The sequence below is a fragment of the Sphingobacterium sp. WOUb80 genome (genome assembly GCF_050058145.1).
Lineage (GTDB): Bacteria > Bacteroidota > Bacteroidia > Sphingobacteriales > Sphingobacteriaceae > Sphingobacterium.
The window spans coordinates 5,044,018-5,069,951 of record NZ_CP165617.1; the positions used below are offsets into that span (position 1 = coordinate 5,044,018).

The following is a 25,934-nucleotide window of genomic DNA, read 5'->3' on the forward strand; positions in this document are numbered from 1 at the left end:
AGATGATGAATAAAATATTACTTACGTGTATGTTACTCCTCTGTGGCACTTTTGGTGCGTTGGCACAGGATATTTTGGAAGTAACGGGTGTTGTTGTTGACGCACAAAAAACACCAATTGTTGGTGTAAGCATCTTTGTTAAGGATGCGCCGGGTTTGGGAACCACAACTGATAATAAAGGTAGTTATAGGATAAAAGTAGAACGTTACAAGACGCTCGTGTTCTCTTCCGTAGGTTATAAAAGGCAGGAGATACTTGTGAAAGATAATCACATGATCAATGTGACACTGAAAGAATCGGAGACTAGCGTGCTCGAGGAAGTTGTCGTAACGGGTACAGGTACCCAAAGAACACTGACATCGACTGCTGCGACCAGTAGTGTTGATGTCGGCACGATGAAAGGAAATCCAACGTCGAGTATAAGTAATGCATTGATTGGAAATGCACCCGGAGTTTTGGGGATGATGCAGTCGGGCCAACCAGGAAAGAATATTACCGAGTTCTGGATCCGCGGTATTTCTACTTTTGGCGGAGGGGCATCCGCACTTGTTTTGGTCGATAATATTGAACGCGATATTAATGACATTAATATTGAAGATATTGAAACCATTAATATTCTTAAAGATGCCGCAGTAACCGCAATCTATGGCTCGAGAGGTGCAAATGGTGTCGTTTTAATTACAACCAAGCGCGGTAAGGACGGTAAGATTAGTATTAATTTCAAAGATGAGAATATCTATAATAGCCGTACCATTACGCCTGAATTTGAAGATGGAGTTACCTATGCCAACTTATTGAATGAGGCGCGTATTACACGGAATTTTGCGCCGATTTATCAACCTGAAGAACTGGAAATATTACGATTAGGATTGGATCCGGATCTTTATCCCAATGTCAACTGGAAAGATTTATTGCTCAAAGACGGGGCGATGACTTATCGTGCCAATTTAAATATGACGGGCGGTGGGTCCACAGCGCGTTATTTTTTGTCCGGAAGTTATATCGATGAAGGTGGCATGTACAAAACGGACGAAACGTTACGGAACGACTACAATACCAATGCAAATTACAAAAGGTATAATTACCGCCTGAATACAGACATTAACGTAACCAAAAGTACGGTCTTAAAAATTGGTGTTGCCGGTTCCCTTAATAAAAGGAACAGTCCTGGTTTGGGAGATAATGATTTTTGGGGTGTATTATTTGGGTACTCCCCAATTCGCACACCGGTACTGTATTCAAATGGTTATGTTCCTGCTATTGGAACAGGTAATCAGACCAATCCTTGGGTAGTTGCTACACAGACGGGGTATAATGAAAATTGGCAAAACAAGATACAGACTAATATTTCTATTGAACAAAATTTTGATTTTATAACCAAGGGATTACGGTTTAGAGGAATTATTGGTTACGATACCAATAATGATAATAGTATTTACCGTCGTAAATGGCCTGAACAATGGCGGGCTGAGCGAGCTAGAGATGAGAATGGAAATTTGATTTTTACACATATTTCTAATCCACAGGAATTGTATCAGGCAAGTAGTGCCAGTGGCGAAAGGCGCGAGTTTTATGATATGATGTTTAATTATGATCGGAGTATCGGTGATCATAATTTTGGAGCAGTGGCTCGTTTTACGCGTGATGCACTTATTCGGACAGTCAATCTTGGCGATGACATAAAAAATGGTATCGCAAAAAGAAATCAGGCCTTAGCCGGCCGCCTAACTTATAATTGGAAATCACGTTATATCGCCGATTTTAATTTTGGCTATAATGGTTCGGAAAACTTTGCCCCGGGACGACAATATGGCTTTTTCCCTGCGGTTTCAGCAGCCTGGAATATTGGTGAAGAGCCTTTTGTGAAGGAAAATATTTCCTGGATGAATATGTTCAAGATCCGGTATTCCTGGGGAAGGGTCGGTAATGATCAATTATCCGGTGGAGCACGATTCCCTTATTTATCAACGATTAGTGAAATTGGACATTTTAACAATGAGAGTGTTTGGGTTCCTGAAGGCGGCTATCAATGGGCCGACTATGGTTTCAACCGGTATTATGGCGGAATGAAATATAGTCAAGTCTCTTCCTCTAATGTAACCTGGGAAATGGCAACCAAGAAGAATTTGGGTTTTGATCTAGCGCTCTTTAAAGATAAGATTGTTGCCAATTTGGATTTCTTTAATGAAAAACGTACTGGCATTTATATGGCTCGAAATTATTTGCCTGCTTTGGTCGGATTGGAATCTGTACCAAGCGCTAATGTGGGTGCTGTGAAATCCAGTGGTTTTGATGGTCGTCTATTATATAACCAGAAATTAGGGGAAGTGAATTTAACTGCCAGAAGTAATATTACCTATAGCAAAAATGAAATTACGGAAATCGATGAGGAATATAACGTGTATGGTTATCAAAATCAAAAAGGATATCGTGTCGATCAGGCGAAAGGACTCATTGCTTTGGGCTTATTTAAAGATTATGATGATATACGTAATAGCCCCAAGCAGACATTTGGGACTTATCAGCCGGGAGACATTAAATATAAGGATGTTAATGGAGATGGTATCATAGACGATGGTGATCGGGTAGCTATTGGAGCTACGAGACGTCCTAACCTGGTTTATGGTGTGGGGGCGTCGGCGAGCTGGAAGAACCTTGATATCAGTGTTCACTTTCAGGGGTCTGGTAAATCGACGTTTTTTACCTACGGGAAAACTGTTTATGCTTTTAGTGAAGGGGAATGGGGACAAGTATTGAAGGGGGTAATGGGAGATAACCGTTGGATTTCTGCAGACATATCCGGTGACCCGACGACTGAAAATCCTAATGCTTCTTATCCAAGATTGAGTTATGGCGCCAATCCGAATAACTTTAGGGAGTCTACATTTTGGTTGAAAAATGGTCAATACCTTCGTTTGAAGACCTTAGATATTGGGTATACCCTGCCAAAACACTTAACCAATCAGATAAAGATCAATAGCATTCGTTTGTTTTTAGTTGGTTCAAATTTGCTGACCTGGTCAAAATTCAAGCTTTGGGATCCGGAACTAGCGACTCCAAGGGGCGAAGACTATCCGTTGCCTAAGTCGTTTACATTTGGTATCAATGTCAACCTATAAATTTAAAAAGATGCAAAGAAATAAAATATGCATTGCAATACTGCTTGTGTTGGGAGCAAGTTTTGCCTCATCCTGCAAAAAGGATTATTTGAAGTCCGACCAGTATTTTAAGGACCGACTAAACATAGAGAAGACCTTTAAAAGTAAGGTCTATTCAGAGGAATGGCTGGCACATGTATTCGAGGAGTTTAAAGGAGAGAATGCTGATGTCGCCAGTAAAGGCTTAACTCCTCATTGTTTTGCAGACGACATGTATTATGGTGATCGGGATAAAGATTATGACCCCTCAAAAAATGAACTTTCATACAATATGTTCAAAATGGGACAATATACTGAAAGTGATAAACAGGGGACATGGACACAATCCTATCGGGGTATTCGTAATGCGTCTACCTTCATTCAGAACATATACATGAATGGTGAAATGTCGGCTGCTGAAATCTTAGATTATCGAGGACAGGCGCGATTTGCACGCGCTTACCTTTATTGGCTGTTGCTCCGTAAATATGGTCCAATTCCACTTTTACCGGATGAAGGACTGGATTATACCGATAGTTATGATGATCTTGCAATACCACGCAATACATATGAAGAATGCGTGGATTTCATTAGCAGTGAGCTATTGCAAGCAGCTAAAGAAATGGAAGCTTTGGGAATGAAACGTGGACAAGATGCTTCTGCACGGCCTTCCGTAGGTGCAGCGTTGGCTGCGCGAGCTAAAGTTCTGCTCTATGCTGCCAGCCCATTGGCAAACGGTAATAATTCGGGCTATGCAGCACTATTAGTGGATAAACAAGGAAAACGATTATTGTCTGCCGAATTTAAAGAGGAGAAATGGGCGAAAGCTGCTGCTGCTGCCCGAGATGTGATCGAACTTGGTGTGTACAAACTTTATACTGCTTCCTTTCAGGAAACGGGGGATGACGCGACAATCAAGCCGCCTGAAGATCATAATTTCTCAGAGAAAAGCTGGCCTGAAGGATGGGCAAATATTGATCCAACGAAATCATATGCACAGATCTTTGACGGTACTTTGTCTGCCTCAAGTAACCCTGAATTAATCTTTACACGCGGAAATAATCAACCTAATGAGGGGATTGACCAAATGGTTATCCATCAATTACCGCGCTCCGCTACAGGGTGGAATACGCATGGGCTCACGCAGAAGCTAGTTGACGCTTACTATATGAATGATGGGACAGATGCACCGGGTAAGGATAAGGAGATTGGACGAGGGAATGGTTCAAGTAGGGTAGTCGGTTACGTTACTCAGGAAGATTATGACGCAAAAAGATATAGACCATTGCGCCCTGGCGCGTCTTTGCAATATGCAAATCGTGAGCCTCGCTTCTATGCTTCAGTAGCGTATAGTGGAAGCTTCTGGACCTTATTAAATGAAACAAAACCGGAAAACAGAAATAAGCAAATTTTTTATTATAGTGCAGATCCGAAAGGCAATGGCTTTAACTCTGCTAATGGATATTGGTTGCGGACTGGATTTGGGGTTAAAAAATTTGTTCATCCAAGTGATACCTATGAAGGTGGTGTTGCATCACGTGTCGTCCCCAAAGCAGAACCTGCAATCCGTTACGCCGATATTTTACTTATGTATGCAGAAGCGTTAAATGAGCTAAGTGGTTCTTATACGATTCCATCTTGGCGTGGAGGAAGTTATACGATAAGTCGTGATGTTGCTGAAATTAAAAAGGGTATTCAACCTGTTCGCATCAGAGGTGGAGTTCCTGATTATTCGGCGAGTGTATATGGGAGTAAGAATGAATTGCGCAAGTCAATAAAACGTGAACGTTTTATTGAGCTGATGGGAGAAGGACAACGCTATTATGATTTGCGTCGCTGGATGGATGCGCCTGTTGAGGAAGCGTTGCCTGTATACGGCTGTAATGTCCTAATGAATGAAAAAGAACGGGATCTTTTTTACCAGCCAGTTGCGATCTGGACATTGAAAACCACCTTTGCTGATAAAATGTGGTTTTGGCCAATTAGCCATACGGAGCTTAAACGCAACAAAAATTTAACACAAAACCCTGGTTGGACCTATAATGATTAATCAACTATGCAAATTATGAAAAAGTCATCTATACAGCTTTTGTTCCTGGTGGTATTATTCGTTTGCAATGCTTGCAACGATGAATGGAAAGAGGAACAATTCGAACACTACGTTTCATTTAAGGCCCCTTTGGAAAGTGAAGGAGTCGCAAATATCTATGTCCGCTATAAAGACGCGCAAAAAACAACATTTCTACAGCCGTTGGAAGTGAGCGGATCGACAACAAATAATAGTGATCTTTCAGTACGTGTTGCGGTAGATCCGGACACATTGGGCATATTGAATTATGAGCGTTTTCAAACCAGAGAGGACTTTTATTACAAACAGCTGAATGACAGTTATTTTTCTATTCCCCAAACGGTGAATATAAAGTCAGGAGAAAACACGGCATTAATGGCGATTGATTTTTCGCTGAAAGGAATTGATATGGCCGAAAAATGGGTTCTTCCACTGACGATTTTAGAGGATCCTGCAGCTAAGTACAAGATAAATCCTCGCAAATATTATAAAAAAGCATTGCTACGTGTCAATCCTTTCAATAGTTATTCAGGAACTTACAGTGGTACAGCTTTAAAAGTTGTGATGGATGGACATGAAAGTGAAACACCGATTGTAAAGAGTCAAATTAGAAGTTATGTGGTTGATGAAAACACAATTTTCTTTTATGCGGGGAATATTGATGAAGATCGTAAAGACAGGAAAAATTATAAAGTCTTTGCAACGTTTAATGAGACAGGCGGAGTTACATTTCGAGCCGAAAATCCAAATATGAAGTTTGCTGTTAAAAAAGATGCAAGTTATACCGTCTCGGAACAAATGGATGCTGTACGGCCTTATTTACTACATCGTTATATTACGATAAATAATGTGGATTATGAATTCACAGATTATACACTGGTTTCTACGACAGCAATTAAATTCAAGGTTTCGGGATCACTGATCTTAGAGCGGCAGTTAAACACACAGATCCCTGACGAAGATCAATCTATCGAATGGTAATTTCTACAAACCATTTGTAAGACTATTGGTTATATCTAGATATAAAAAAATAGTTTTTATGATTGGAATAGTAGGTGGACTGGGCCCCTATGGAGGTCTAGATATTGCAAAGAAAATTATAGATGAAACGGCGGCAAGATCCGATCAGGAACACTTGCCGCTATTGTTATTCTCATGTCCAAATGTGATCCCTGATCGAACGGCATATTTATTGGATAAATCAAATGATAATCCTGGAAAAGCTATTACAGAGATTTTAAGAAAACTGGAAATGGCAGGAGCGACCATAGCGGCTGTTCCATCCAATACAGCACATGCAGAACCTATTTTTTCTGTTGTGCAGGATGAAATGGCTCGCACCGGAAGTGCATTGAAACTATTAAATATCGTTCATGAGACCGTCCGTTTTGTGGACGGAAACTATCCCGAAACGACAGTAGGAATACTATCTACAGCGGGGGAACAGATTTGCAGTTTATATCGGGAGGCTTTTATCCGTAAAGGCTTCATTGTTGTCGAGCCAGAAGGACCGCAACAAGAAAAGGTAAATAATGCGATCTATGATGAAGATTATGGAATAAAGGCACAACCGGTACCAATAGCTAATAAAGCAAGGGAGGATTTATTGCTGGTCATGGATGACCTGAAAAAAAAGGGTGCACAGGTCATTATTTTGGGTTGTGCGGAGTTGCCTTTGGCTATTCCGGAAAGGGATTACAATGGTATGATTATCATAGATCCAAATCGGATCCTTGCGCGTGCGCTCGTTCATGCGGTTGCTCCAGATAAGTTAAAACCATTGTAGTGATCTCTTTTGACAAATTGTCATATTGTCAACGTAAATTCCTGTTGGTATGGGTTTTGCCTCTTGGTAAGTAGAAGCTTATGCAGTAAGGAGGACAAGATGCAAAAGATGATATACCGTGAAAATGATCGGGGCCATGTTGATTTCGGCTGGCTGAAAAGTGCTCATTCATTTAGTTTTGGGCAATACTTCGATCCGGACAGAATGAGTTTTGGAGCATTACGGGTGCTTAATGATGATCAAGTAGAAGGAGGGCAGGGTTTTGACCGACATGATCACAACAATATGGAAATTGTTAGCATACCACTGGAGGGGACATTGGCACATCAGGATAGTATGGGCAATGGACGGACAATTGAAACCGGTGATGTGCAGATTATGTCGGCAGGCAAGGGAGTACAGCATGCTGAGTTTAACGGTGATCAGAAAGATCCTGTTAAATTTCTTCAGATCTGGGTGATACCGAATGAAAGGGATTTAGAACCGCAATATGATCAGAAATCTTATCTTCAGCTGGATAAGCACAATAAGTTTGTGACCATTGTGTCACCAGATAAAGCGGATCACAATGCCGTTCAAATCCATCAGGATGCCTATTTTAATCTGGCAGATATAGACCTGGGCAAAAAAATAGAATATACTGTTCATTCGGAGAAAAATGGACTTTATGTTTTTGTTTTGGAAGGAAAGGTCCTTGTCGAAAATGAAACGCTTTCAAGAAGGGATGCTATTGGTCTGTATGAAGCAAAAAAAATAAGCATTGAAGCTTACTATGATACATCGTTGCTGCTCATTGAGGTGCCGATGTATTAGCTCGATGAAAATCAAGCTTACTATGATACATCATTACTGCTGATGGGAGTTCCCTTGTATTGGCCAATGAAAAGTTATTCTTTAATAGGGAGATCATTTGATAGATCTCCCTATTTTTCTTAAATTGGATGAAGAAGAAATAAACCCATGGATAACCTTTTACGGCCTTTCGAAACACAAGATGTTGTGCTTATTTTGTTGTCAGTCCTAATAGGTCTGCTGATCGGTATTGAACGTGAGTATCGGAATAAATCAGCTGGTTTAAGAACCTTTATATTGGTGAGCTTCGGATCTTGTCTTTTTACTATTCTTTCGTTGAAAATTGGACTAGCAAATCCAGATCGTTTGGCGGCAAATATTATTACGGGTATTGGTTTCCTGGGAGCTGGAGTGATTTTCAAGGAAGACAATAAAGTAAGCGGTATAACCACGGCTACAACGATCTGGGCAGCCGCTTCTTTGGGAATGTGTGTCGGTGCCGGATACATATTTTTAGCGTTTATTGGCGTTGGGCTGGTTTTAATCATTTTGGCACTGTTAACTTATTTACAGACCTATATTGATAATTATCACAAAATAAAAGACTATGAACTGCAAACATCTTCTGAAGCAGACTTTGAACATACGGAGCAGCTAATCCGGCGGATGGGATTTAAGGCAGTTATTGTAAGTCAGCGCTATAACAAAGAAAGTTTGAATACCGTATGGCGATTGACGGGGAATGTCACTAAACATAGAGCGTTTGTTGAAACAGTGCGACGTGATAGGCAGGTCGTCGCTTATCAATATTAAAAAAGGCGATATTTCTCTGGAAAGTATTATAGAATTCAGCATATGGGTACCGTTAAAATTGAAAAAACGCCAGTGTTTTGGCTAGCTGATCCCCAGGAACATGACTTCCCTGCAGCTTACGATTATTTGGAACTTTTATTTGTTCCGGCAGAATGTAAGGTCTTTGTTGACAAACTTAGGGGCACCAGTACAATCAAAAAGAAATCAAAAGATATTTTACGGGCAAGTGCACTCCCGTTGCTCCCTGAAACCAATCGCCATGTGAAGGAAAATCTGAGAAAGATCAAGAAGAAAGAAAAACTGTCTCCAATTTTGTTGGTTCGGACAAATGGCAAATTGATTATTGCAGATGGCTATCACCGTTTATGTGCCAGCTATTATTTTACTGAGGACCTCGATGTGCCTTGTCGTTTAGTTTAGCTATTGCTCATCATGAGTATCCTGATTCGGGGATAGCTTTTGCAATAAGCTGTTTACTTCTTCTTCTGTTGCTGTTAATTTGGCTTTACAGACTTGAATGAGATCGGATGCTCTCTTGATTTTTCCGGCCAGCTCATCAATATTAGTTGTGCCATTTTCAATCTCCCTTACAATGATCTGTAACTCATTGAAGGCATCTGTATAGGTGTAATTTTGTTCCATTCTTTTATTCTTGCTTAAAATTTTTGTGTCTTATATAGCTCACTTAATTTTTGGTATCGTCTTGGGTTTCCTTGGAAGATGTATCTGTTACGGTACTGATTAGTTCCCCATGTTCAAGTATCGTCTGTATGACATCTCCTGGAGATACTTGTGTAACGGATTGAATCAGTTTACCATTGACCTTCGTAATTGAGAAACCTTGTTTTAAAAGGCGAATTGGATCAGAGAGCTGAATAATCCGCTCGGTATGTGCCAGCGCTGTTTTGCACTCATAAAACCGTAATTTTATTAATGAGTGAAGCTCATTTTGAATTTGTTGTATAGCCGTGCTTGAAGTCTGAATTTCTCTTTTTCCAACCCATTGAATATGTGTTGCCAATTGAGCGAGTATATTACGTTCTTCTTTAAATCGGGTAAGAATCAGCTGCTGTATACGTTCTGCAGCCCGATCGATCGGGATGGCAAAATTATGAAACTTCTGAATCAGAAAATCGGCAAGTTCACTGGGGGTAATCGCATTCTTATACGCGACCATTTCACTAACGGTATAGTTGGTCGAATGCCCAATTCCCGTCAATACAGGAATAGGAAATATAGCAATAGCCCGTGCTAATAGATAGTTGTTGTAACTGGAAAGTCCGACCTCCCCACCGCCGCCACGAATAATAGCGACAACATCATACATACTGATTTTTTCAGCAATAACAGCAAGCTGCTTGATAATAGAAGGCACCGACTTGTCCCCTTGTAATAAGGCCGGAAAGAGCGTGCATTCTATCCGGTAGCCCCATGGGTTTTGGTTGATAATCTTGTAGAAATCTGAAAGCCCTTTACTCGTTTCCACTGAAATAATTGCAAGCCTTTTGGGAACAACTGGAAAGGCCAGTGATTTATTCGACTCATAGATGCCCTCGGCCTTTAGCTTTCGAATACTGTCTAACTTCTCCTTTTCAAGTTCACCTAAGGTAAAAGTCGGATCAATATCAACAATGCGTAAGCTTAACCCGTACATGGGGTCATAGGAAATACTTGCCTGAAATAACATCGTGATCCCTTCTCGTAAAGGTTCTTGCGCGACTTTAAGAAAATTGTTGTTGATACGATTGTAATCAGCTTTCCACAAGATGGACCGAATCTCGGCGACAATTTTACCATCCTGTTTTTCAACCAGTTCTGGATAGCAGTGGCCAGAATGCGTATAATGATTGAGCTTGTTCATCTCGGCTTTGATCCAGTATAAACTCTTATACCGCTCTGCAAGTGTCTTTTGGATACTGCGGCTGACTTCCAGCAAGGAAAATATTGTTTTATCTTGAATCAATTCTGGCATTAGTCAAACTTACAGAAAAAACCTTCATGATGCAATCGGAGCCAACTAAATCAAGCCCAATGGAAATTTGCTCAAAATGTTGACGGGCTATGTTTACTGCTGAATGTATACATCCACAAAGGTTGCAAGAGTAACAAAATTGATTTTTTTGCTGGGAGTCCTATTGCTTCATAATTTTATTCGTATTTTTATTTGATAGAACCTAAAAAACGATAAAAACAGAATGAAAAAACGATTTTTCGGGGTATTATTTGCAGGTTTGTTCTGTATTTCCCCCTTGTTTGCTCAGTATAAATCTACGATTAAAAACGAAACGATTCTTTTCAATAACCTGGATCAGCTATTGCCTCTGAAAAATCTGGATCAGCATCATATAGCAGTCGTTGTTCCCAATGCTGCAAAATATAGTGTATTTACGGAGCAATTGGCTCGCTATGCAAACATCAAAATTTTTGATTTTAGCAAATTTGATGAGGATATCAAATATTACAATACGATTATTGTGGCCGGAAAGGAAGATGATTTGGAGGCCGATTGCTTAGCCCAGTTAAAACAGGCTGTATTAAACAATAAAAAAGTAATCCTTTGCCATTTTTTTGAAAATGAAAAACGCAAAAAGAGTTTATCTGAACACCTGCAGTCTGACTTGGTTGAATTGCTCGCCCCTGATTCAGAAATAGGGCAGCGCCATCTGGCGATGTCAATTTTTGGCGGAGCCCCGATCACTGCCGGTCATGTCAAAACAGCACAGACAAGGTTACAGTATGGTGCTGCATCAAGTTCTAATCTAAATCTGACAAAGCTGACCAAGAAAATTGATGCCATAGCACAAGAAGCCATTGATGAGCAAGCTACACCGGGAGCTGTGGTCATGATCGTGAAAGATGGACAAGTAATCTTGGAGAAATCTTACGGATTTCACACTTACTCCAAAGAAGTCTCCACAAAAACCAACGATATCTTTGATCTAGCGTCTGTTAGTAAGATTGCAGGTACTACGCCCGTGATTATGCGTCTTACCGAAAGGAATGTCATTAATCTGGACAGCACCATGGGGCACTACCTATGGCAGGCAAAATATAGCAATAAAAAAGATATTAAGCTTCGTTCCGTCATGCTGCATGAAGCGGGATTTACGCCCTTTATTCCTTTTTATAAATATTTGAAAGCAGGAGATGTTGTGTCGGTACGCGATGATAACCATCAGGTGAAAATGGCAGACAATAGCTATATCCTCAATCATTATTACCGTGATGTCATGTGGCCTGAGATGCTAAAATCACCAGTCAAACCCACAGGAAACTACGTGTATAGTGATATCAGCATGTATGTGATGAAGGAAGTTGCTGAACATCAGACTGCTGGGCCTCTACAAGATTATGTGCAAGAAAATTTTTATAAACCTTTGGGGATGACGCGTGCTGGTTATCTTCCCAGAGAACGTTTTGCAAAAGATGAGATTGTTCCTACCGAGCAAGATTCCTCCTTTCGAAAAACATTGTTAGAAGGCTATGTACACGATCAGGGGGCGGCAATGGCTGGTGGAATTGCCGGGCATGCCGGATTATTTGCTACCGCAAACGATTTGGCAATCTATGGTCAGCTTTTACTGAATAGAGGCGAGTATGGGGGGGAGCGATATTTTAAAACTGAGACAATAGATCTATTTACCTCCAAGCAATCTGCCACAAGCCGTAGAGGTTTGGGATTTGATCGCTGGGATCCAAATCCAAAAAATGAATACCCATCTAAGCTGGCGAATAGCTCCGTATTTGGGCATACTGGATATACGGGGACATGTATCTGGATTGATCCGCAAAATCAATTAATCTATATCTTTTTGTCTAATCGCGTGCATCCTCAGGTGAGTACCAGGTTATTGGATCTGAATATCAGAAGCAGGATTCAGGATGCTATTTATGAATCGATAAACGAAAGTCAAAAATGATCAAGGACCTCTTATTAATCGGACTAGGAATGACGGTGCTCAATAGTGCTGTGTACGGCCAAGACTATGAGCAGATACATCAGGATTTGGTTGTCGTCGATGGACACAATGATGTGATTTATGAATCAATTTTTCAGGGGAAGAATATCGGTCAGCGATTAAAGACAGGAGCGACTGATTTGCCGCGGCTTCGGGAGGGAGGTGTAGATGTCCAGGTATTTGCCGTATGGTCAGATGATACTAAATGGAAATCTGATGCATTCAAGCACGCAAATGACCAAATAGATGCCTTGGAGAAAATGATTACTGCGAATACCGATAAAATAAGTTTGGCAAAGTCTTCAGGAGATATCGATTCGATATTGAAAACAGGAAAAATAGTCGCTTTGATCGGTGTGGAAGGGGGGAATATGATCGAAGGAAGTATTGATAATCTCGTGCGGCTCTATGAGCGTGGTGCCAGATACCTGACGTTGACCTGGAACTACAATTTGTCCTGGGCGAGTTGTGCCGCGATGGAATCGGCCGGTATGAACACTAAGGATAAGGGGTTAACAGACCAAGGGCGGGCAATTATCCGGAAGATGAACGAACTAGGCATGATGGTTGATCTGTCCCACGGTGGCGAACAGACTTTTTATGACGTGCTGGAAATAACGACCAAACCTATCTTAGTTTCCCATAGCAATGCCTATGAATTATGTCCACATTTCCGCAATCTGAAAGATGCACAATTGGAGGCGCTGAAAAAAAATGGTGGTGTCGTTGGAGTGAATTTTTATTCAGGTTTTTTGGATCCAGCGTATGAAACAAGGCTCAAGGGTTTGTATATAAGTAAATTTGGTGATCAGGGGGAGACAAAATTGAGTACTTGGTCTATGTATGAAAAGTTGCCCAAAGAACTTCAACAGCAAGCTGATGCTCCGCTATCGAAATTATTGGATCATATTGACTATCTGGTCAAAAAAGTGGGTATTGATCATGTTGCTGTAGGCTCGGACTTCGATGGCATAGAATCCTCCCCTCAAAGTCTGGAAGATGTTTCTAAATTTCCGCTATTGACCAAAGCGCTGTTGGAGAGAGGATATACAAAGACGGATGTTGCGAAGATCATGGGACAAAATTTCTTGCGGATTTTAAAAGAAAATGAACGATAAACTCTTCGGTTTTTTGGCCATGTCATTAGGCTTTTAACAGCTATAAATTTGTAAATTCGTAGCATGGCAAAATCAAAATCAGCATACTTCTGTCAAAACTGTGGCTATGAATCTCCCAAATGGATGGGACAATGTCCTTCTTGCAAGCAATGGAATAGTTTTGTTGAAGAAGTCGTCGAAAAAGCGAGCTCAAAAGTCCCTGAATGGCGTAGTTCTACAACAGGAAGCAATACGAAAAGGGCGAATAAAGCTGCGATTATTCACGAAATTGTTTACCAAGATGAGTCACGTATATCCACGCCTGATCAAGAGTTCAATCGGGTTCTTGGTGGCGGTATTGTTCCGGGATCATTGGTGCTTATCGGTGGAGAGCCCGGGATTGGCAAGTCGACTTTGATGTTGCAGCTTGCCTTGTCTATTCCACAGGTCAAGACACTTTATATTTCCGGAGAGGAAAGTGAACAGCAGATTAAGATGCGGGCCGAACGCCTGTCGCAATCATCCAAGGCCAATTGCTATATCCTGACGGAAACATCTACTCAAAATATTTTCAAGCAGATCGAGACGGTACAGCCCAATGTCATTGTCATCGATTCCATACAGACTTTGCATTCTTCACAGATTGAATCCGCTCCGGGGTCGGTTTCTCAGGTACGCGAATGTACCGCTGAACTGCTGCGGTTTGCGAAGGAAACGAGCACACCGGTTTTTATCGTAGGGCATATTACCAAAGACGGATCGATTGCTGGCCCCAAGGTTTTAGAGCACATGGTGGATACGGTGCTCCAATTTGAAGGCGATCGCCATCATGTCTACCGGATTCTACGGGCAGTAAAAAATCGCTTTGGATCGGCTTCAGAACTCGGGATTTATGAAATGCAGGGATCGGGACTGAGAGAAGTGTCAAACCCTTCTGAGATTATGATTTCGCAACGTGACGAGCCTGTTAGTGGAGTTTCCATTGCAGCAATGCTGGAAGGAATGCGACCGATGATGATTGAAGTACAGGCACTGGTCAGTAATTCGGCATTTGGTACTGCACAGCGTTCTTCTACGGGTTACGATACGAAACGGTTAAATATGCTTTTGGCCGTTTTGGAGAAACGTTTTGGTTTCAGGCTGAGTGCACAAGATGTATTTTTGAATATCGCCGGCGGTTTGCGCGTAGAAGATCCTGCAATTGATCTGGCCGTTGTTGTGGCGATTATTTCTTCACAGCAAGATATACCAATTCGCTCCAATCTGACTTTCGCAGGCGAGGTTGGCTTATCGGGCGAGATAAGAGCCGTAAATCGGATCGAACAGCGGATACAGGAGGCCGAAAAGCTGGGATTTGACGGTATTTTTATTTCTAAATTTAACACCAAAGGTCTGGACGCGAAAAAATATAATATTGCTATTCGCCCTGTCGCCAAGTTAGAAGATATATTCGGTGCCTTATTTGGTTAGGAAATACGGCTATGCTATGGAAATACACGGTATAGTTGAATAGCCTTATTTGTTTGGATAATCTTTCTCTGTCTTCCCGTTGAGGAACACATTCATTGTTAAACTAAAAAGACCATGCTTTTATAAGGGCATGGTCTTTTTAGTGGTCTTGACCGTCTATATATTACTTTTTCAATACTTCTTTCAATTTTGCGCGCAAGGCATCACCATGTAAGTTCTTCGCAACAATTTTCCCAGAGGGATCAATCAGGACATTCTGTGGAATAGATTTTACGGCATATAATGTTCCGACATCATTCTGCCAACGTTTTAGATCCGAAACATGTCTCCAGTGTAGTTTATCTGCATGAATGGCCTTAATCCATGAGTTGCGGTCCTTATCAAAGGAAATACCCAATATCTCAAAGTTTTCACCTTTGAACTGTTGGTATGTTTTTACAAGATCTGGACTTTCAACACGACAATCCGGACACCAAGATGCCCAAAAATCAAGCAGCACATATTTTCCTTTAAAATCTGAAAGTTTGACGGGATTTCCACTGGTGTCATTTTGCGTAAATGCAGGGGCAATTTTCCCAATCTGAACTGTTTCTAAGGTATTTAAATAGTCTTGAAACTCTTTTCCCTCATTGGAGTTCTTTACATTTTTACTCAATGTATTATAGAGCGCCTGGAGCTCGGGATAGACTGGATCATAACCTCCAACGCGGCGTAAGTCAACCAATGTGGAGATCGAATCTGGAGCAGCCTTGACACGGGCGATGTACTCCTCTTTAGTAAGTTCCTTTTTCTGTGCGGATCCGGAAAATGGCAGAACCAAAAAAAGTAGTGTGATGTATTTTATCATGTTACTATTCTTATATATATTTACAAATATAAGAAAATCCACTAATTTAGTAGATTAATAAAATGTCAAAAAATGAACTTCAACCTAACTTCTAAACTTCCACATGTCGGCACGACGATCTTTACCAAAATGACCATGCTGGCCAATGCGCAACAGGCATTAAATCTCTCCCAAGGTTTTCCCGATTTTGAGACCGATCCGAAGTTGGTCGAATTGGTTGCTAAGGCTATGGAAAAGGGATATAACCAATATGCACCAATGATCGGCGCACAGCCCCTAAGGGATGCGATAGTCAAAAAATACAAGGAGATTTATAACGTTGAGGTTGACGCAACGGAAGAACTGACCATCACCGCAGGAGGTACACAGGCCATTTTTACAGCTATTGCGACCGTTGTTAGACCGCAGGATGAGGTTATTATATTTGAGCCTGCATATGATTGTTATGCGCCGACTATTGAGCTGTTTGGAGGCAAAGTTGTACCTGTACGATTATTGGCGCCCGATTTTCAGATTGACTGGGATTATGTGGCCACATTAATTAATGCTAAAACCCGATTGATAATCATCAATAATCCGAATAATCCAACGGGAAAAGTATTAGATAGAGAAGAGCTGATTAAGTTAGGGACCTTATTGGAAGGTACCAGCACGCTGTTGCTGAGTGATGAAGTGTACGAACATATCGTTTTTGATGGGGTCCTGCCGCAATCCGTTATTGGAATTCCTACTTTGCGCAAGCGGAGCTTTGTCATTGCCTCCTTCGGAAAACTATTGCATACAACCGGCTGGAAAATAGGTTACTGTATTGCACCAGCCCTGTTGACACAAGAATTTAGAAAAGTACATCAATTTAATGTCTTTAGTGTCAATACCCCTATGCAGTTTGCTATAGCTGAATATTTGAGTGATTTAAGTTATGTAAAGGGACTTCCGGTCTTTTTTGAGCAGAAGAGAAATTTACTGAAAGACGGATTAGAGGAATCGCGGTTTAAGATTCTTCCCTGCGAAGGGACTTATTTCCTTAATATAGATTATAGTGCTATTAGCGAGGAAAAGGAATTTGAGTTTGCCTGTCTGCTAACAGAGCAGCACAAAATTGCGACAATTCCACTGTCAGCGTTCTATAAAGAGGTTACAAATCAGCAGGTTTTACGCGTTTGTTTCGCTAAAAAGGACGAAACGTTATGGAAAGCAGTTGAGATTCTGAAAAAGATTTAGGGCTATTTATCGGCTAAAATTATAGCTAAAAGGTTTTATTTAAAATATTGTTAAGAATGAACTACTTTATTAAAATTTTACTTCAACTTGAGGTACTAATTTTATAAATTTGTAATTCACGTTTATCAACATACCCATAAAATGGCTAGATTAAATTTATTGGAAGAAACACGCTTCGAAAAAGTCCCTGTGAGCGTCTATCCAGATCAAAATTCAGCTTCGAAAAACGTTGCAAATCGTATTGCTGAAATTATTCGTGCAAAGCAAGAGAAAGGTGAGAAAGCTGTGCTGGGCCTTGCGACTGGTGCCACACCAGTAAAAGTCTATCAAGAATTGATTCGCTTGCACAAAGAAGAAGGTTTAAGCTTTAAGAACGTGATTACCTTCAATCTTGACGAATACTATCCTATGCAACCTGATGCCGATCAGAGCTATGTGACATTTATGAACAAAAACTTGTTCGATCATGTCGATATCGATGCGGCAAATGTAAATATTCCAGATGGTACCTTAGCTCCTGATCAAGTAAATGCATTCTGTGAGGCTTACGAGCAGAAAATTACAGCTGCAGGAGGTTTAGATATTCAATTATTAGGTATTGGTCGTACAGGCCATATCGGTTTCAATGAGCCGGGTTCTGCACCTAACTCAGGTACACGTGTAGTAACGTTAGACGATTTGACCCGTCGCGATGCTTCCCGTGCTTTTGGTGGAAAAGAAAATGTACCAACAAAAGCGATTACGATGGGAGTAGGTACAATCTTCAAAGCAAGAGAGATTATTTTAATGGCTTGGACCGAGACAAAGGCTGAGATCATTAAAAAAGCAGTTGAGGGTGAAATCTCCTCAGAGATTCCTGCAACTTATCTTCAGTTATCAGATAACGTTGAATTTATTCTTGATGAAGCTGCGGCTTCCTTGTTGACACGTTTTGATCTTCCTTGGTTGGCAGAAGACGTTACCTGGACACCTGAACTAATTAAGAAGGCAGTTGTTTGGTTGGCTTTGGAGATTAAAAAACCAATCTTGAAACTGACAGACGAAGATTATAATGCGCATGGTATGGCCAAGCTGGTGACAGAGACCGGTCCAGCATATAATATCAACATCCGTATATTCAATGAACTTCAACATACAATTACTGGCTGGCCGGGAGGTAAACCCAATGTAGACGATTCACAACGTCCTGAGCGCGCCAATCCAGCGAAGAAAAATGTGATTGTATTTTCTCCGCACCCAGATGATGATGTGATCTCGATGGGCGGTACATTTATCCGTCTAGCTGACCAGGGACACAATGTCCATGTTGCTTATCAAACTTGTGGTAATACAGCGGTTTGGGATGATGATGTCGTCCGTTATCTCGAGTTTGCTGAAGATTTAGCGAAACAAATAGGGGCAGATGCTGAAGCTGCTCAGATCTCTCGGATTTATGATGAGGAAAGGGCAATTTTTGCAACAAAAAAACCAAATCAGATCGATACTGAACTTGTCCGTAAAATCAAAGCATTGATCCGTAAAGGTGAGGCAATTGCAGGAGCACGTTTGGTTGGTTTGCCAGATGAAAATATCCATTTTCAGGATCTACCATTCTACGATAGACAGAAATTTTCAAAAAATGTATCTTTTGAAGATGATATTCAACAAACGATGGAATTACTGCGTCATGTAAAACCACATCAGGTATTTGCTGCAGGTGACTTTGCTGACCCGCACGGTACACACAAAGTATGTTTCGATATCCTGTTTGAGGCATTGAGCAGATTGAGCAAGACAGACGAATGGACCAAAGATTGTTGGTTATGGTTATATAGAGGTGCTTGGCATGAATATCCAATTCACGAGATCCAAATGGCTGTTCCTCTATCTCCACAAGAAGTTTATCGCAAACGTTTAGCCATCTTTAAACATCAATCTCAAAAGGATTTACCTGTATTCCCTGGTGATGATCCACGCGAATTCTGGGTACGTGCTGAAGATCGTACAAGCGAAACAGCAGCTTTATATGACCAATTAGGTCTAGCAAACTATGAAGCGATTGAAGCATTTGTAAGATGGAAATTTGACTAAAATAATTGTCTAGATAAATAAAAAGTCCTGAGCCTTAGGTGGTTCAGGACTTTTTTATTTTTAATCATTCTAAATAGCTTGTTTTTTATAGCTTTGCGGTATTATTTAGAATAATTAAAAATAATTACCCAAAATTATTAACATGGACAAACACTTACTAGCTCTTGCTTCTACATTTTTAATCGGAGGTGCAGTATATGGTCAGACTTCGGGAATCGTCAAAGGAAAAGTTGTTGATGGTCAAAATAATCCACTAGGTTCAGTAACCGTTTCAATAGGAGATAAAAAAGTGCGGACAGACCACAGAGGTCATTTTAGGCTACATGGCGTAGACCAAAATACGGTGATCAAATTCTCTTATATGGGGTATCAGACAACGACTATTGATTATGTTTTTAGTTCAGCAAGCCGTGAAGTGGTTATTGACCCAATTACCCTGATTAGCAATGAGCAAGCTATTGATGAAGTAGAAGTGTTTGGTGAACGCAATAAAAAGCCAAAAGGCTTGGAAATGATTACACGTATGCCATTGAAGCCTTCGGATCAGATTCAGAGTATTTCTGTTATCTCCAATAAGGTAATTCAAGATCAGGGTATTCTTACGTTGACTGATGCGGTAAGAAATATTCCGGGAGTAACCTTGTTTGGTTCTTATGGTGGAGTTAAAGAATCCTTGTCAACACGTGGTTTCAGGGGTGTACCTGTATTGAAGAATGGCGTGCGGATGGATTCCCAATTTCAGACGGCGTCCGGCGTAGTTGATATGCAGGGTGTGGAATCTATTCAGATGATTAAAGGCTCTGCAGCCGTTACACAGGGTGTTATTACCGATATCGGTAATGCAGGGGGAGTGATCAATGTGGTTACCAAAACGCCCAATTTCACGAATTCTGGAGAGATTGGTGTACGTGCCGGAAGCTGGGGACAATTCCGCCCGACCTTTGATTTCCAAACCGTATTGGATAAGAAACAGACTGTCGCTTTTCGGATGGATGGAGCGTATGAACGCAGCGATAGCTATCGCAAAAGTGTATCCTCGAACCGTGTTTATCTAAACCCATCTTTGGCCTGGAAACCGACAGATAAGACAACAATTACACTGGAGGGGGATTATTTTAACGATAATCGTACACCGGTTAATTCCGCTGTCAATTTAAATCCTTCGCAAGGGGTGAATGCTTTATATGTTATTCCAAACAATAAGTTTTTGGGTTTCAATTCAGACAATAATAATACGGAGATGAAGAGCTTTATGGCGCAGATCAATCATGAATTGACCGATCGCTGGAGCATCAGAGCATCTATTGCTACCTCATCTTATCAGGTTGATAACCAGTCATCATCATCTTCATTGATTAAAGATGATGCAAAACAATATAATACATTCTCGCGCTCAATGAGCAAGAACCTGCGCGATGATAAAAATAAAACGTTCCAGTTTGACCTGATCGGAAAAGACCTTTATACGGGTAAAGTAAAACATTTGGTTCAGGCAGGGGTAGATTATCGTATCGCAGATGCGACAACAACTTCTTTTGCAGGAAAATTAAGCCCGCTGGAGAAAAATGTCCTTTTGAAAAAGGCTGATCAAAATAGTTCTGTTATAGACATTATTGATATCCACGGTGATTGGGTCAATGAACTGTCGGAAGTTGTCTATGTCGATTCTTTAGGCAACCAGCGAAAAGGAAAGCAAATTAGCTATACCGCCGGAACTCCTGTACGGAGTTATTACTCTTCTATCGGATTTATGGCGCAGGATGTGATCGAATTTAATAAATACATTAAGGCTGTATTAGGTTTACGTTATTCTGAAATCACAACAAAAGATTTCACCTCCAACGGTAATAAACGAGAGTCGGCCTGGAATCCAATGGCAGGTGTGATTGTTACGCCATTTGAGAATTTCAATGTATTTGGATCTTATACAAACTCAACGAACTTAAGGAATGCCGCTAATCCATTAACAGATGGTACAGCAGCAGGAGCTTCTAAAACGGAGCAATTTGAGGGGGGAATTAAATCCGATTGGCTAAATAACCGATTGCGTTTCAATTTAACCTATTTCCATATTTACACCTCTAACTTGACGAACGCAGAGTATAAGGCTGGGACTAATGACCCTACAGGATTATACTTTAAGGCCGGAGATCTGGTACGTGACGGTATTGAGGCTGAATTGAATGGTCGTGTATTGGAAAATTTGACGGTGATGTTGGGCTATGCTTATTTAGATGCGCGATATAAAAATTCACCTTCCTATATGGATGGATCAGCACCGATGAATGCTCCAAAACATACGGCAAATGCATGGGTACAATATGTATTTAATCAAGGTGCTCTTAGGAACCTGAGTTTAAGTGCGGGAATCTATTATGTTGGAGACCGACCTGTCAATGAATATAGCTTAACCCCAAATGGACACGGCGAATATTATGGTACAGAACCGTTCAATATGCCCGCGTATACCACATTAAATGCGCAGGTAGGATACAAATGGCGCAAATTTGATGCGAAAGTCTTTGTAAATAATATCACCAATGAGATTGGATTGAATTCATATTTCCGCGGTGGTTTTATTAATCAGATTGATCCAAGAAATGCAGCCGTTGCATTGAGTTATAAATTTTAAAGATACAAAGTCTATATAAACAGAAGGGCTGTCCACCTTTGGACAGCCCTATTTTTATTCTATTTTGCCTTTATCCGCTTAATTGCCATCTCAAATAGCCGGCTCTTGAAGAGATGGATGTTATTTTAGGCTGCTTTTTTTTGGCGTAATCAACACCAATAGCGTTCATTATTTTGAATCCCGATGAATTAATAGCTGATCACATCACCTGATCGTCCGTTAGCATCAAATACTTTAAATAAGTATTTCTTGCCAGTCTGGAATGGTATCGGGCCGTTCACAGTTTTAGATTTCAATGTTGGCGTACTACCATTGTCGCTATAATATACTTTGAAACCAGGATAATCGGTATTGATAAGGAGTTGGTTGCCCTCTTTCTTAATTCCAATTTTTGGAAGTCGATACGTATAGCCTCCATTTATCCTGTCCAGTTTTCTCAATTCGTCTTCACCCAATTTCTTGATAAAGGAGGTATACGATTTACGATAAGTAGCTTCGTCAAAAGAATCCCCTTTTTCCCAAGTCTGTTCGGGTGCCCACGCGCGGTCAGCAATCGCAATTAAACGTGGAAATATCATTTCTTCGAGACGTTGGTCAGTAGAGACCTTTTCTGCCCATAAAGCACCTTTGATACCGAGAAGATTTTTCTTCCCTTCAGCTGTAAGCTGTTCCTTATTGGTATATGCCTCTGGTTTAAGATCTTTTCCAGTGTCATCCTTCCGTAAGTTGATGAAGAAATTTTCAGGGGAGAACGAATAGGTTCTATTCAGATTAACCGTACCTACCCAACTGTGTCCCGGATCGGCAAAGTCACGGTCCCAAGACATATCCAGGTAGTTATTGGCTGCACTCGTATAAACAACTTTATACCCTGCATTGGCCAATCGATAGGCGAGGTCTTCCTGTCCTTGACCAGGCAGATTGTTCCACACATTCAAGTGAATGCCTGATTTTCCCAGATCGGCATTTACAACCATGCCTTTTCCCTTATTGCGCATGCCCATCTCTTCCCATCCGGACATCGTCAATCCTTTTTCTTGAACAAGGGCATTAATCTTGGTAATATACAGCGGCCATACATCGAGTACATTGGCGATATTATTCTCCTTCATGAAAGCCAATACCTTCGGCGATTTCTCCCAAACACCACTTGGTGTCTCGTCACCTCCCAGATCGATAATTTTCAACGGAACTTCAGCTTGCTCATGAATTGCTTTGATTTCATCGATCACCTTGCTCAGGAAGTGATACGTTGAAGGCAGGGCAGGGTTCATAACATTGTCATTCCAGTTTTGTGCAGAGTTGTAAACGGACTTGTCCTCTGCATCGTCCAGCAAGAATTCTTCTGCTTTTTGCTTATCGCCAAGTTTTGAGTAATGGGCAAAACGGGTACGCATTGCTTTGATTGCTGCACGAGCATGCCCCGGTGTTTCTACCTCTGGTATGATATCTATATGTCTTGCCTGTGCATATTTTAAAATTTCGATATAGTCAGCAACACTGTAGAATTGATGCGATTTGGCCGCCGCTCCAGATCCGTAAGCAGCTTGTATTGCTTTTCCATCTTCAAAATTAGCCGAACGGTTGGCCCCGACAGCCGTTAATTCAGGTAAAGATGGGATTTCCAATCGCCAGCCTTCGTCGTCAATGAAGTGGAAATGGAACTTGTTCAGCTTATAAGCAGCCATAAGATCCAATAGCCTTAAAACCTCAGCCTTGCTATGGAAATTACGGGCAGCATCCAGCATAAATCCACGGTAGCCATAGCGTGGGCTATCTTCAATATTGCCATAAGGTAAGTTGATCGATTTTGCCGTTTTATTCCATTGGCGATGATTGATCAGTGATTTTAGCGATTGTATGGCATAAAATGCACCCGCTTTATCTGAAGCTTCTATTCGTACACCCTTAGCGCCGATCGTCAAGCGATAGGATTCGGGCTTTAGGTTGTTGGTTTTGACAATTTCAATGCTCCCTCCCTGGCCGGAAGAAGCCGATAGCTTAATGCCTGAATAGGTGCTCAGGAAATCTGTCAGAAAAGTTGCCTCCTTCGCAAATTCATTGTCCACAAAAAGCTTTGTTCCTGTAGATACATTGAATTTTTCTTGATTGTTGATGCTGATGCTACTCGGCAAAGGAATAATGGACTGTGCTTCTATACCTTCGCTAAGTTTGTTTTGCGTGTATTTATAAGCAAAGTAGTCCGTCTTTTCAGTTTCCGATTGAGGTGCAGTTTTAATAGCTGAATAATCTGAAATATTTGTCGCAAGTCCAGTTTGGTTATTTTTTAGATAGAGGCCAATGGGGCCATCGGTATAGTTGACCAGCCCAGTTGTGATGAAATCGATATGGACGGTATCTTGCGCATTCAGTAAAAAGTTATTCTTCTTAAAGCTTACCTGAAAAAGATCACCGTTTCTATGGTCAATAGCAAAACGATTATCTACCTTCTCGGGATCAATAGACCGGATAAAATTAAACCAGAGGCTCCAATCGTTTAGCTTGATGGCACTTTTACCTTTGTTCTTTAAAATAATGGTCGATACCGGATTTTTGCGGATATTCTGTCCGTCCTTAACCTTCCAGGTGAGTTGCAGTTGATCTGCGATTGCACTCGACTTTTGGGCATAGGCTTCCTGACTTAATAAAGCCAAGCCCAGTCCGGCGTAGAGTAATGGTTTTTTGATTTTTTTTAAATTAGTCATGTTGGTTACTTTTTCAATGACTTTAAATATAGCTATTCTAGAGGGTTTTATGATCTATTTCAAAAAAAATGAATAAAAAAAATATAAAAATTTTGACACATTTATAAATATTTCTATATTTGCACACCGAAACAGAAAACGGCCCGTTCGTCTAGGGGTTAGGACGCAAGATTTTCATTCTTGAAACAGGGGTTCGATTCCCCTACGGGCTACAGATCGAAAGATTAAAAATTAAAAAAGCTTGCAATTCATATTGCAAGCTTTTTTAGTTTTTTCAAGCCCAGCCCTAACGAATAGTAAAAAAAGTCGGCATTCGCCCAATCCTCTGCTTGCCCTTTTTGCATAGTTCTGATATGGGCTTAGGCAAATTATTCAATAGGATAAAGAGTCGCACGAGTGATCCCTTTCTCTCTGAAACTCTTTTCATTTCTCAGAAAGTGATGTTCACTTACTATATTGAGATATTCTTCAATGGTCTCCAAACCAACAGCACTTCTTCTCTTATTAAGATTATCCAGATCTTCAACATCTGCAACAAAAGCCTGACATATATCTGTGTGATAGGATACCTGTGTACCATAGAGCTGCTTTTTTCCCGAACGGATTCTTATTCTGTCGACTAGATATACATAATATTTAGAATGCGCATTTTTATTTTTGACTTAAATTTCCATCTTTTCTAAAACTTGTCGTTGAAAGTCTGGCCATTTATCGCAATGCTGAACAATAAGCCAAAAGCTCTTGCTTCCTTCCTCACCTACTAAATCAAAGCCGGGAAAACCATACTTCTCAAAAATTATTTTAGCTTCTTGATAGTTTACCGCTGCTATGCTATCGATAAGTCGCATATGCTCTTCGCTTGCGGGCTTAATGCTTTTCGGAGGATTTTGCATGATTTCTTGATCCAATGTAGCCATCTCAATAAGTTTTTTTGAAAGAATGGAGTCAACTCGCGCACTACAAACAGAGATAATAAGTATTGGAAATAAAATTAATAAAACTAGTTTTTTCATTAGAATATAAATTAATATCTTAATGTGATTTCAGTGTATTCAAAATAATCAAAATATTTAATAAATATCGCTCGCTAACTAATCTGTTTCGTCCGATGATAGATTCTCATACGAGTAACGATTTACGGCACATCATTTACCTAAAGTAATTATCGTAGTATCTTTAGCATACGATTTCCTAATCCTTTTTATTTCCTCGCTTCTTTGGTAATACAATTTCCTTTGCCTTTGTTTACGAAATGGGTCAACCCTAAAATAAATGAATAATAATATGACAAGTGCAGAAAATAATGCCGCTATATACATTAGCCAAGTAAAGAATAT

18 protein-coding genes, 1 tRNA gene and 1 pseudogene are annotated in these 25,934 nt (G+C 40.6%); 14 read left to right on the forward strand and 6 right to left on the reverse strand.

Going from position 1 to position 25,934, the window contains the following annotated elements; all coding sequences use genetic code 11:
- Nucleotides 1–2: 2 nt before the first annotated feature.
- From AB1Z56_RS20980 to AB1Z56_RS21010, 7 genes are all read left to right on the forward strand, one after another.
- Nucleotides 3–3,119 (forward strand): SusC/RagA family TonB-linked outer membrane protein, encoded by a 3,117-nt coding sequence (locus AB1Z56_RS20980; RefSeq protein ID WP_309367288.1) that lies wholly within the window; start codon nucleotides 3–5, stop codon nucleotides 3,117–3,119.
- 10 nt (nucleotides 3,120–3,129) lie between these two features.
- Nucleotides 3,130–5,187 carry a RagB/SusD family nutrient uptake outer membrane protein gene (locus AB1Z56_RS20985; RefSeq protein WP_313264800.1) on the forward strand — a complete coding sequence of 686 codons (2,058 nt, stop codon included), beginning with the start codon at nucleotides 3,130–3,132 and terminating at the stop codon, nucleotides 5,185–5,187.
- A 15-nt stretch (nucleotides 5,188–5,202) separates the two neighbouring features.
- The gene (locus tag AB1Z56_RS20990; RefSeq protein WP_426790023.1) at nucleotides 5,203–6,186 is read left to right on the forward strand and encodes a DUF4973 domain-containing protein; all 984 of its coding nucleotides are present in this window, start codon (nucleotides 5,203–5,205) and stop codon (nucleotides 6,184–6,186) included.
- Between the two features lie 58 nt (nucleotides 6,187–6,244).
- Nucleotides 6,245–6,991, forward strand: coding sequence for an aspartate/glutamate racemase family protein (locus tag AB1Z56_RS20995; RefSeq protein ID WP_426790024.1), 747 nt, complete (start codon nucleotides 6,245–6,247; stop codon nucleotides 6,989–6,991).
- A 99-nt stretch (nucleotides 6,992–7,090) separates the two neighbouring features.
- Nucleotides 7,091–7,804 (forward strand): pirin family protein, encoded by a 714-nt coding sequence (locus AB1Z56_RS21000; RefSeq protein WP_426790025.1) that lies wholly within the window; start codon nucleotides 7,091–7,093, stop codon nucleotides 7,802–7,804.
- Between the two features lie 147 nt (nucleotides 7,805–7,951).
- Nucleotides 7,952–8,596, forward strand: coding sequence for an MgtC/SapB family protein (locus AB1Z56_RS21005; RefSeq protein ID WP_309367293.1), 645 nt, complete (start codon nucleotides 7,952–7,954; stop codon nucleotides 8,594–8,596).
- Nucleotides 8,597–8,638: 42 nt separating this feature from the next.
- A complete protein-coding gene (locus AB1Z56_RS21010; protein WP_426790026.1) occupies nucleotides 8,639–9,016 on the forward strand; it encodes a hypothetical protein in 378 nt (125 codons plus the stop codon).
- Here AB1Z56_RS21010 and xseB read toward each other — a convergent pair whose 3' ends face one another.
- Together xseB and xseA are read right to left on the reverse strand one after the other, a co-directional pair.
- Complete coding sequence (gene xseB / locus AB1Z56_RS21015; protein WP_309367295.1) at nucleotides 9,017–9,238, reverse strand: exodeoxyribonuclease VII small subunit; 222 nt, start codon at nucleotides 9,236–9,238, stop codon at nucleotides 9,017–9,019. It abuts the gene before it with no gap.
- Nucleotides 9,239–9,281: 43 nt separating this feature from the next.
- On the reverse strand, nucleotides 9,282–10,568 hold the full coding sequence (gene xseA, locus AB1Z56_RS21020) for an exodeoxyribonuclease VII large subunit (protein WP_426790027.1): 1,287 nt from the start codon (nucleotides 10,566–10,568) through the stop codon (nucleotides 9,282–9,284).
- A gap of 223 nt (nucleotides 10,569–10,791) precedes the next feature.
- Between xseA and AB1Z56_RS21025 the strand changes: the two genes are divergently transcribed.
- The 3 genes from AB1Z56_RS21025 to radA all read left to right on the forward strand — a co-directional run bounded on the left by AB1Z56_RS21025 (nucleotide 10,792) and on the right by radA (nucleotide 15,122).
- Nucleotides 10,792–12,516, forward strand: coding sequence for a serine hydrolase domain-containing protein (locus AB1Z56_RS21025; protein WP_426790028.1), 1,725 nt, complete (start codon nucleotides 10,792–10,794; stop codon nucleotides 12,514–12,516).
- Entirely contained in the window at nucleotides 12,513–13,673 is a 1,161-nt protein-coding gene (locus tag AB1Z56_RS21030) for a dipeptidase (protein ID WP_426790029.1), read from the forward strand. Before AB1Z56_RS21025 ends, AB1Z56_RS21030 begins: the two co-directional genes overlap by 4 nt.
- 63 nt (nucleotides 13,674–13,736) lie before the next feature.
- Nucleotides 13,737–15,122, forward strand: coding sequence for a DNA repair protein RadA (gene radA / locus AB1Z56_RS21035; RefSeq protein ID WP_309367299.1), 1,386 nt, complete (start codon nucleotides 13,737–13,739; stop codon nucleotides 15,120–15,122).
- Nucleotides 15,123–15,285: 163 nt separating this feature from the next.
- Here radA and AB1Z56_RS21040 read toward each other — a convergent pair whose 3' ends face one another.
- Nucleotides 15,286–15,969 (reverse strand): peroxiredoxin family protein, encoded by a 684-nt coding sequence (locus tag AB1Z56_RS21040; RefSeq protein ID WP_426790030.1) that lies wholly within the window; start codon nucleotides 15,967–15,969, stop codon nucleotides 15,286–15,288.
- Nucleotides 15,970–16,041: 72 nt separating this feature from the next.
- On the opposite strand from AB1Z56_RS21040, the gene AB1Z56_RS21045 reads away from it, so the two are divergent.
- The 3 genes from AB1Z56_RS21045 to AB1Z56_RS21055 all read left to right on the forward strand — a co-directional run bounded on the left by AB1Z56_RS21045 (nucleotide 16,042) and on the right by AB1Z56_RS21055 (nucleotide 21,892).
- The gene (locus AB1Z56_RS21045; protein ID WP_426790031.1) at nucleotides 16,042–17,190 is read left to right on the forward strand and encodes a methionine aminotransferase; all 1,149 of its coding nucleotides are present in this window, start codon (nucleotides 16,042–16,044) and stop codon (nucleotides 17,188–17,190) included.
- 141 nt (nucleotides 17,191–17,331) lie between these two features.
- Nucleotides 17,332–19,260, forward strand: coding sequence for a glucosamine-6-phosphate deaminase (nagB, locus tag AB1Z56_RS21050; protein WP_408733564.1), 1,929 nt, complete (start codon nucleotides 17,332–17,334; stop codon nucleotides 19,258–19,260).
- Between the two features lie 142 nt (nucleotides 19,261–19,402).
- Nucleotides 19,403–21,892, forward strand: a complete 2,490-nt coding sequence (locus AB1Z56_RS21055) for a TonB-dependent siderophore receptor (RefSeq protein ID WP_426790032.1) — start codon at nucleotides 19,403–19,405, stop codon at nucleotides 21,890–21,892.
- Nucleotides 21,893–22,080: 188 nt separating this feature from the next.
- On the opposite strand, the gene AB1Z56_RS21060 is transcribed toward AB1Z56_RS21055, so the two are convergent.
- The gene (locus tag AB1Z56_RS21060; protein ID WP_426790033.1) at nucleotides 22,081–24,597 is read right to left on the reverse strand and encodes a family 20 glycosylhydrolase; all 2,517 of its coding nucleotides are present in this window, start codon (nucleotides 24,595–24,597) and stop codon (nucleotides 22,081–22,083) included.
- Between the two features lie 140 nt (nucleotides 24,598–24,737).
- On the opposite strand from AB1Z56_RS21060, the gene AB1Z56_RS21065 reads away from it, so the two are divergent.
- A tRNA-Glu gene (locus AB1Z56_RS21065) sits at nucleotides 24,738–24,809 on the forward strand.
- Between the two features lie 156 nt (nucleotides 24,810–24,965).
- Here AB1Z56_RS21065 and AB1Z56_RS21070 read toward each other — a convergent pair.
- Both AB1Z56_RS21070 and AB1Z56_RS21075 read right to left on the reverse strand, forming a co-directional pair.
- Nucleotides 24,966–25,223 (reverse strand): annotated as a pseudogene (locus AB1Z56_RS21070) (hypothetical protein); the annotation flags it as partial.
- A gap of 36 nt (nucleotides 25,224–25,259) precedes the next feature.
- Nucleotides 25,260–25,610 (reverse strand): hypothetical protein, encoded by a 351-nt coding sequence (locus tag AB1Z56_RS21075; RefSeq protein ID WP_426790034.1) that lies wholly within the window; start codon nucleotides 25,608–25,610, stop codon nucleotides 25,260–25,262.
- Between the last annotated feature and the right edge of the window lie 324 nt (nucleotides 25,611–25,934).

What these genes read in the sequence shown, in the direction of transcription:
- AB1Z56_RS21010 (WP_426790026.1), top strand. Translation starts at nt 8,639, where the DNA reads ATGGGTACCGTTAAAATTGAAAAAACGCCAGTGTTTTGGCTAGCTGAT.
- AB1Z56_RS20985 (WP_313264800.1), top strand. Translation starts at nt 3,130, where the DNA reads ATGCAAAGAAATAAAATATGCATTGCAATACTGCTTGTGTTGGGAGCA.
- AB1Z56_RS21000 (WP_426790025.1), top strand. Translation starts at nt 7,091, where the DNA reads ATGCAAAAGATGATATACCGTGAAAATGATCGGGGCCATGTTGATTTC.
- AB1Z56_RS21040 (WP_426790030.1), bottom strand. Translation starts at nt 15,969, where the DNA reads ATGATAAAATACATCACACTACTTTTTTTGGTTCTGCCATTTTCCGGA.
- AB1Z56_RS21055 (WP_426790032.1), top strand. Translation starts at nt 19,403, where the DNA reads ATGGACAAACACTTACTAGCTCTTGCTTCTACATTTTTAATCGGAGGT.
- AB1Z56_RS20980 (WP_309367288.1), top strand. Translation starts at nt 3, where the DNA reads ATGATGAATAAAATATTACTTACGTGTATGTTACTCCTCTGTGGCACT.
- AB1Z56_RS20995 (WP_426790024.1), top strand. Translation starts at nt 6,245, where the DNA reads ATGATTGGAATAGTAGGTGGACTGGGCCCCTATGGAGGTCTAGATATT.
- AB1Z56_RS21030 (WP_426790029.1), top strand. Translation starts at nt 12,513, where the DNA reads ATGATCAAGGACCTCTTATTAATCGGACTAGGAATGACGGTGCTCAAT.
- AB1Z56_RS21045 (WP_426790031.1), top strand. Translation starts at nt 16,042, where the DNA reads ATGAACTTCAACCTAACTTCTAAACTTCCACATGTCGGCACGACGATC.
- nagB (WP_408733564.1), top strand. Translation starts at nt 17,332, where the DNA reads ATGGCTAGATTAAATTTATTGGAAGAAACACGCTTCGAAAAAGTCCCT.
- AB1Z56_RS21060 (WP_426790033.1), bottom strand. Translation starts at nt 24,597, where the DNA reads ATGACTAATTTAAAAAAAATCAAAAAACCATTACTCTACGCCGGACTG.
- AB1Z56_RS21005 (WP_309367293.1), top strand. Translation starts at nt 7,952, where the DNA reads ATGGATAACCTTTTACGGCCTTTCGAAACACAAGATGTTGTGCTTATT.
- AB1Z56_RS21075 (WP_426790034.1), bottom strand. Translation starts at nt 25,610, where the DNA reads ATGAAAAAACTAGTTTTATTAATTTTATTTCCAATACTTATTATCTCT.
- xseB (WP_309367295.1), bottom strand. Translation starts at nt 9,238, where the DNA reads ATGGAACAAAATTACACCTATACAGATGCCTTCAATGAGTTACAGATC.
- radA (WP_309367299.1), top strand. Translation starts at nt 13,737, where the DNA reads ATGGCAAAATCAAAATCAGCATACTTCTGTCAAAACTGTGGCTATGAA.
- AB1Z56_RS21025 (WP_426790028.1), top strand. Translation starts at nt 10,792, where the DNA reads ATGAAAAAACGATTTTTCGGGGTATTATTTGCAGGTTTGTTCTGTATT.
- xseA (WP_426790027.1), bottom strand. Translation starts at nt 10,568, where the DNA reads ATGCCAGAATTGATTCAAGATAAAACAATATTTTCCTTGCTGGAAGTC.
- AB1Z56_RS20990 (WP_426790023.1), top strand. Translation starts at nt 5,203, where the DNA reads ATGAAAAAGTCATCTATACAGCTTTTGTTCCTGGTGGTATTATTCGTT.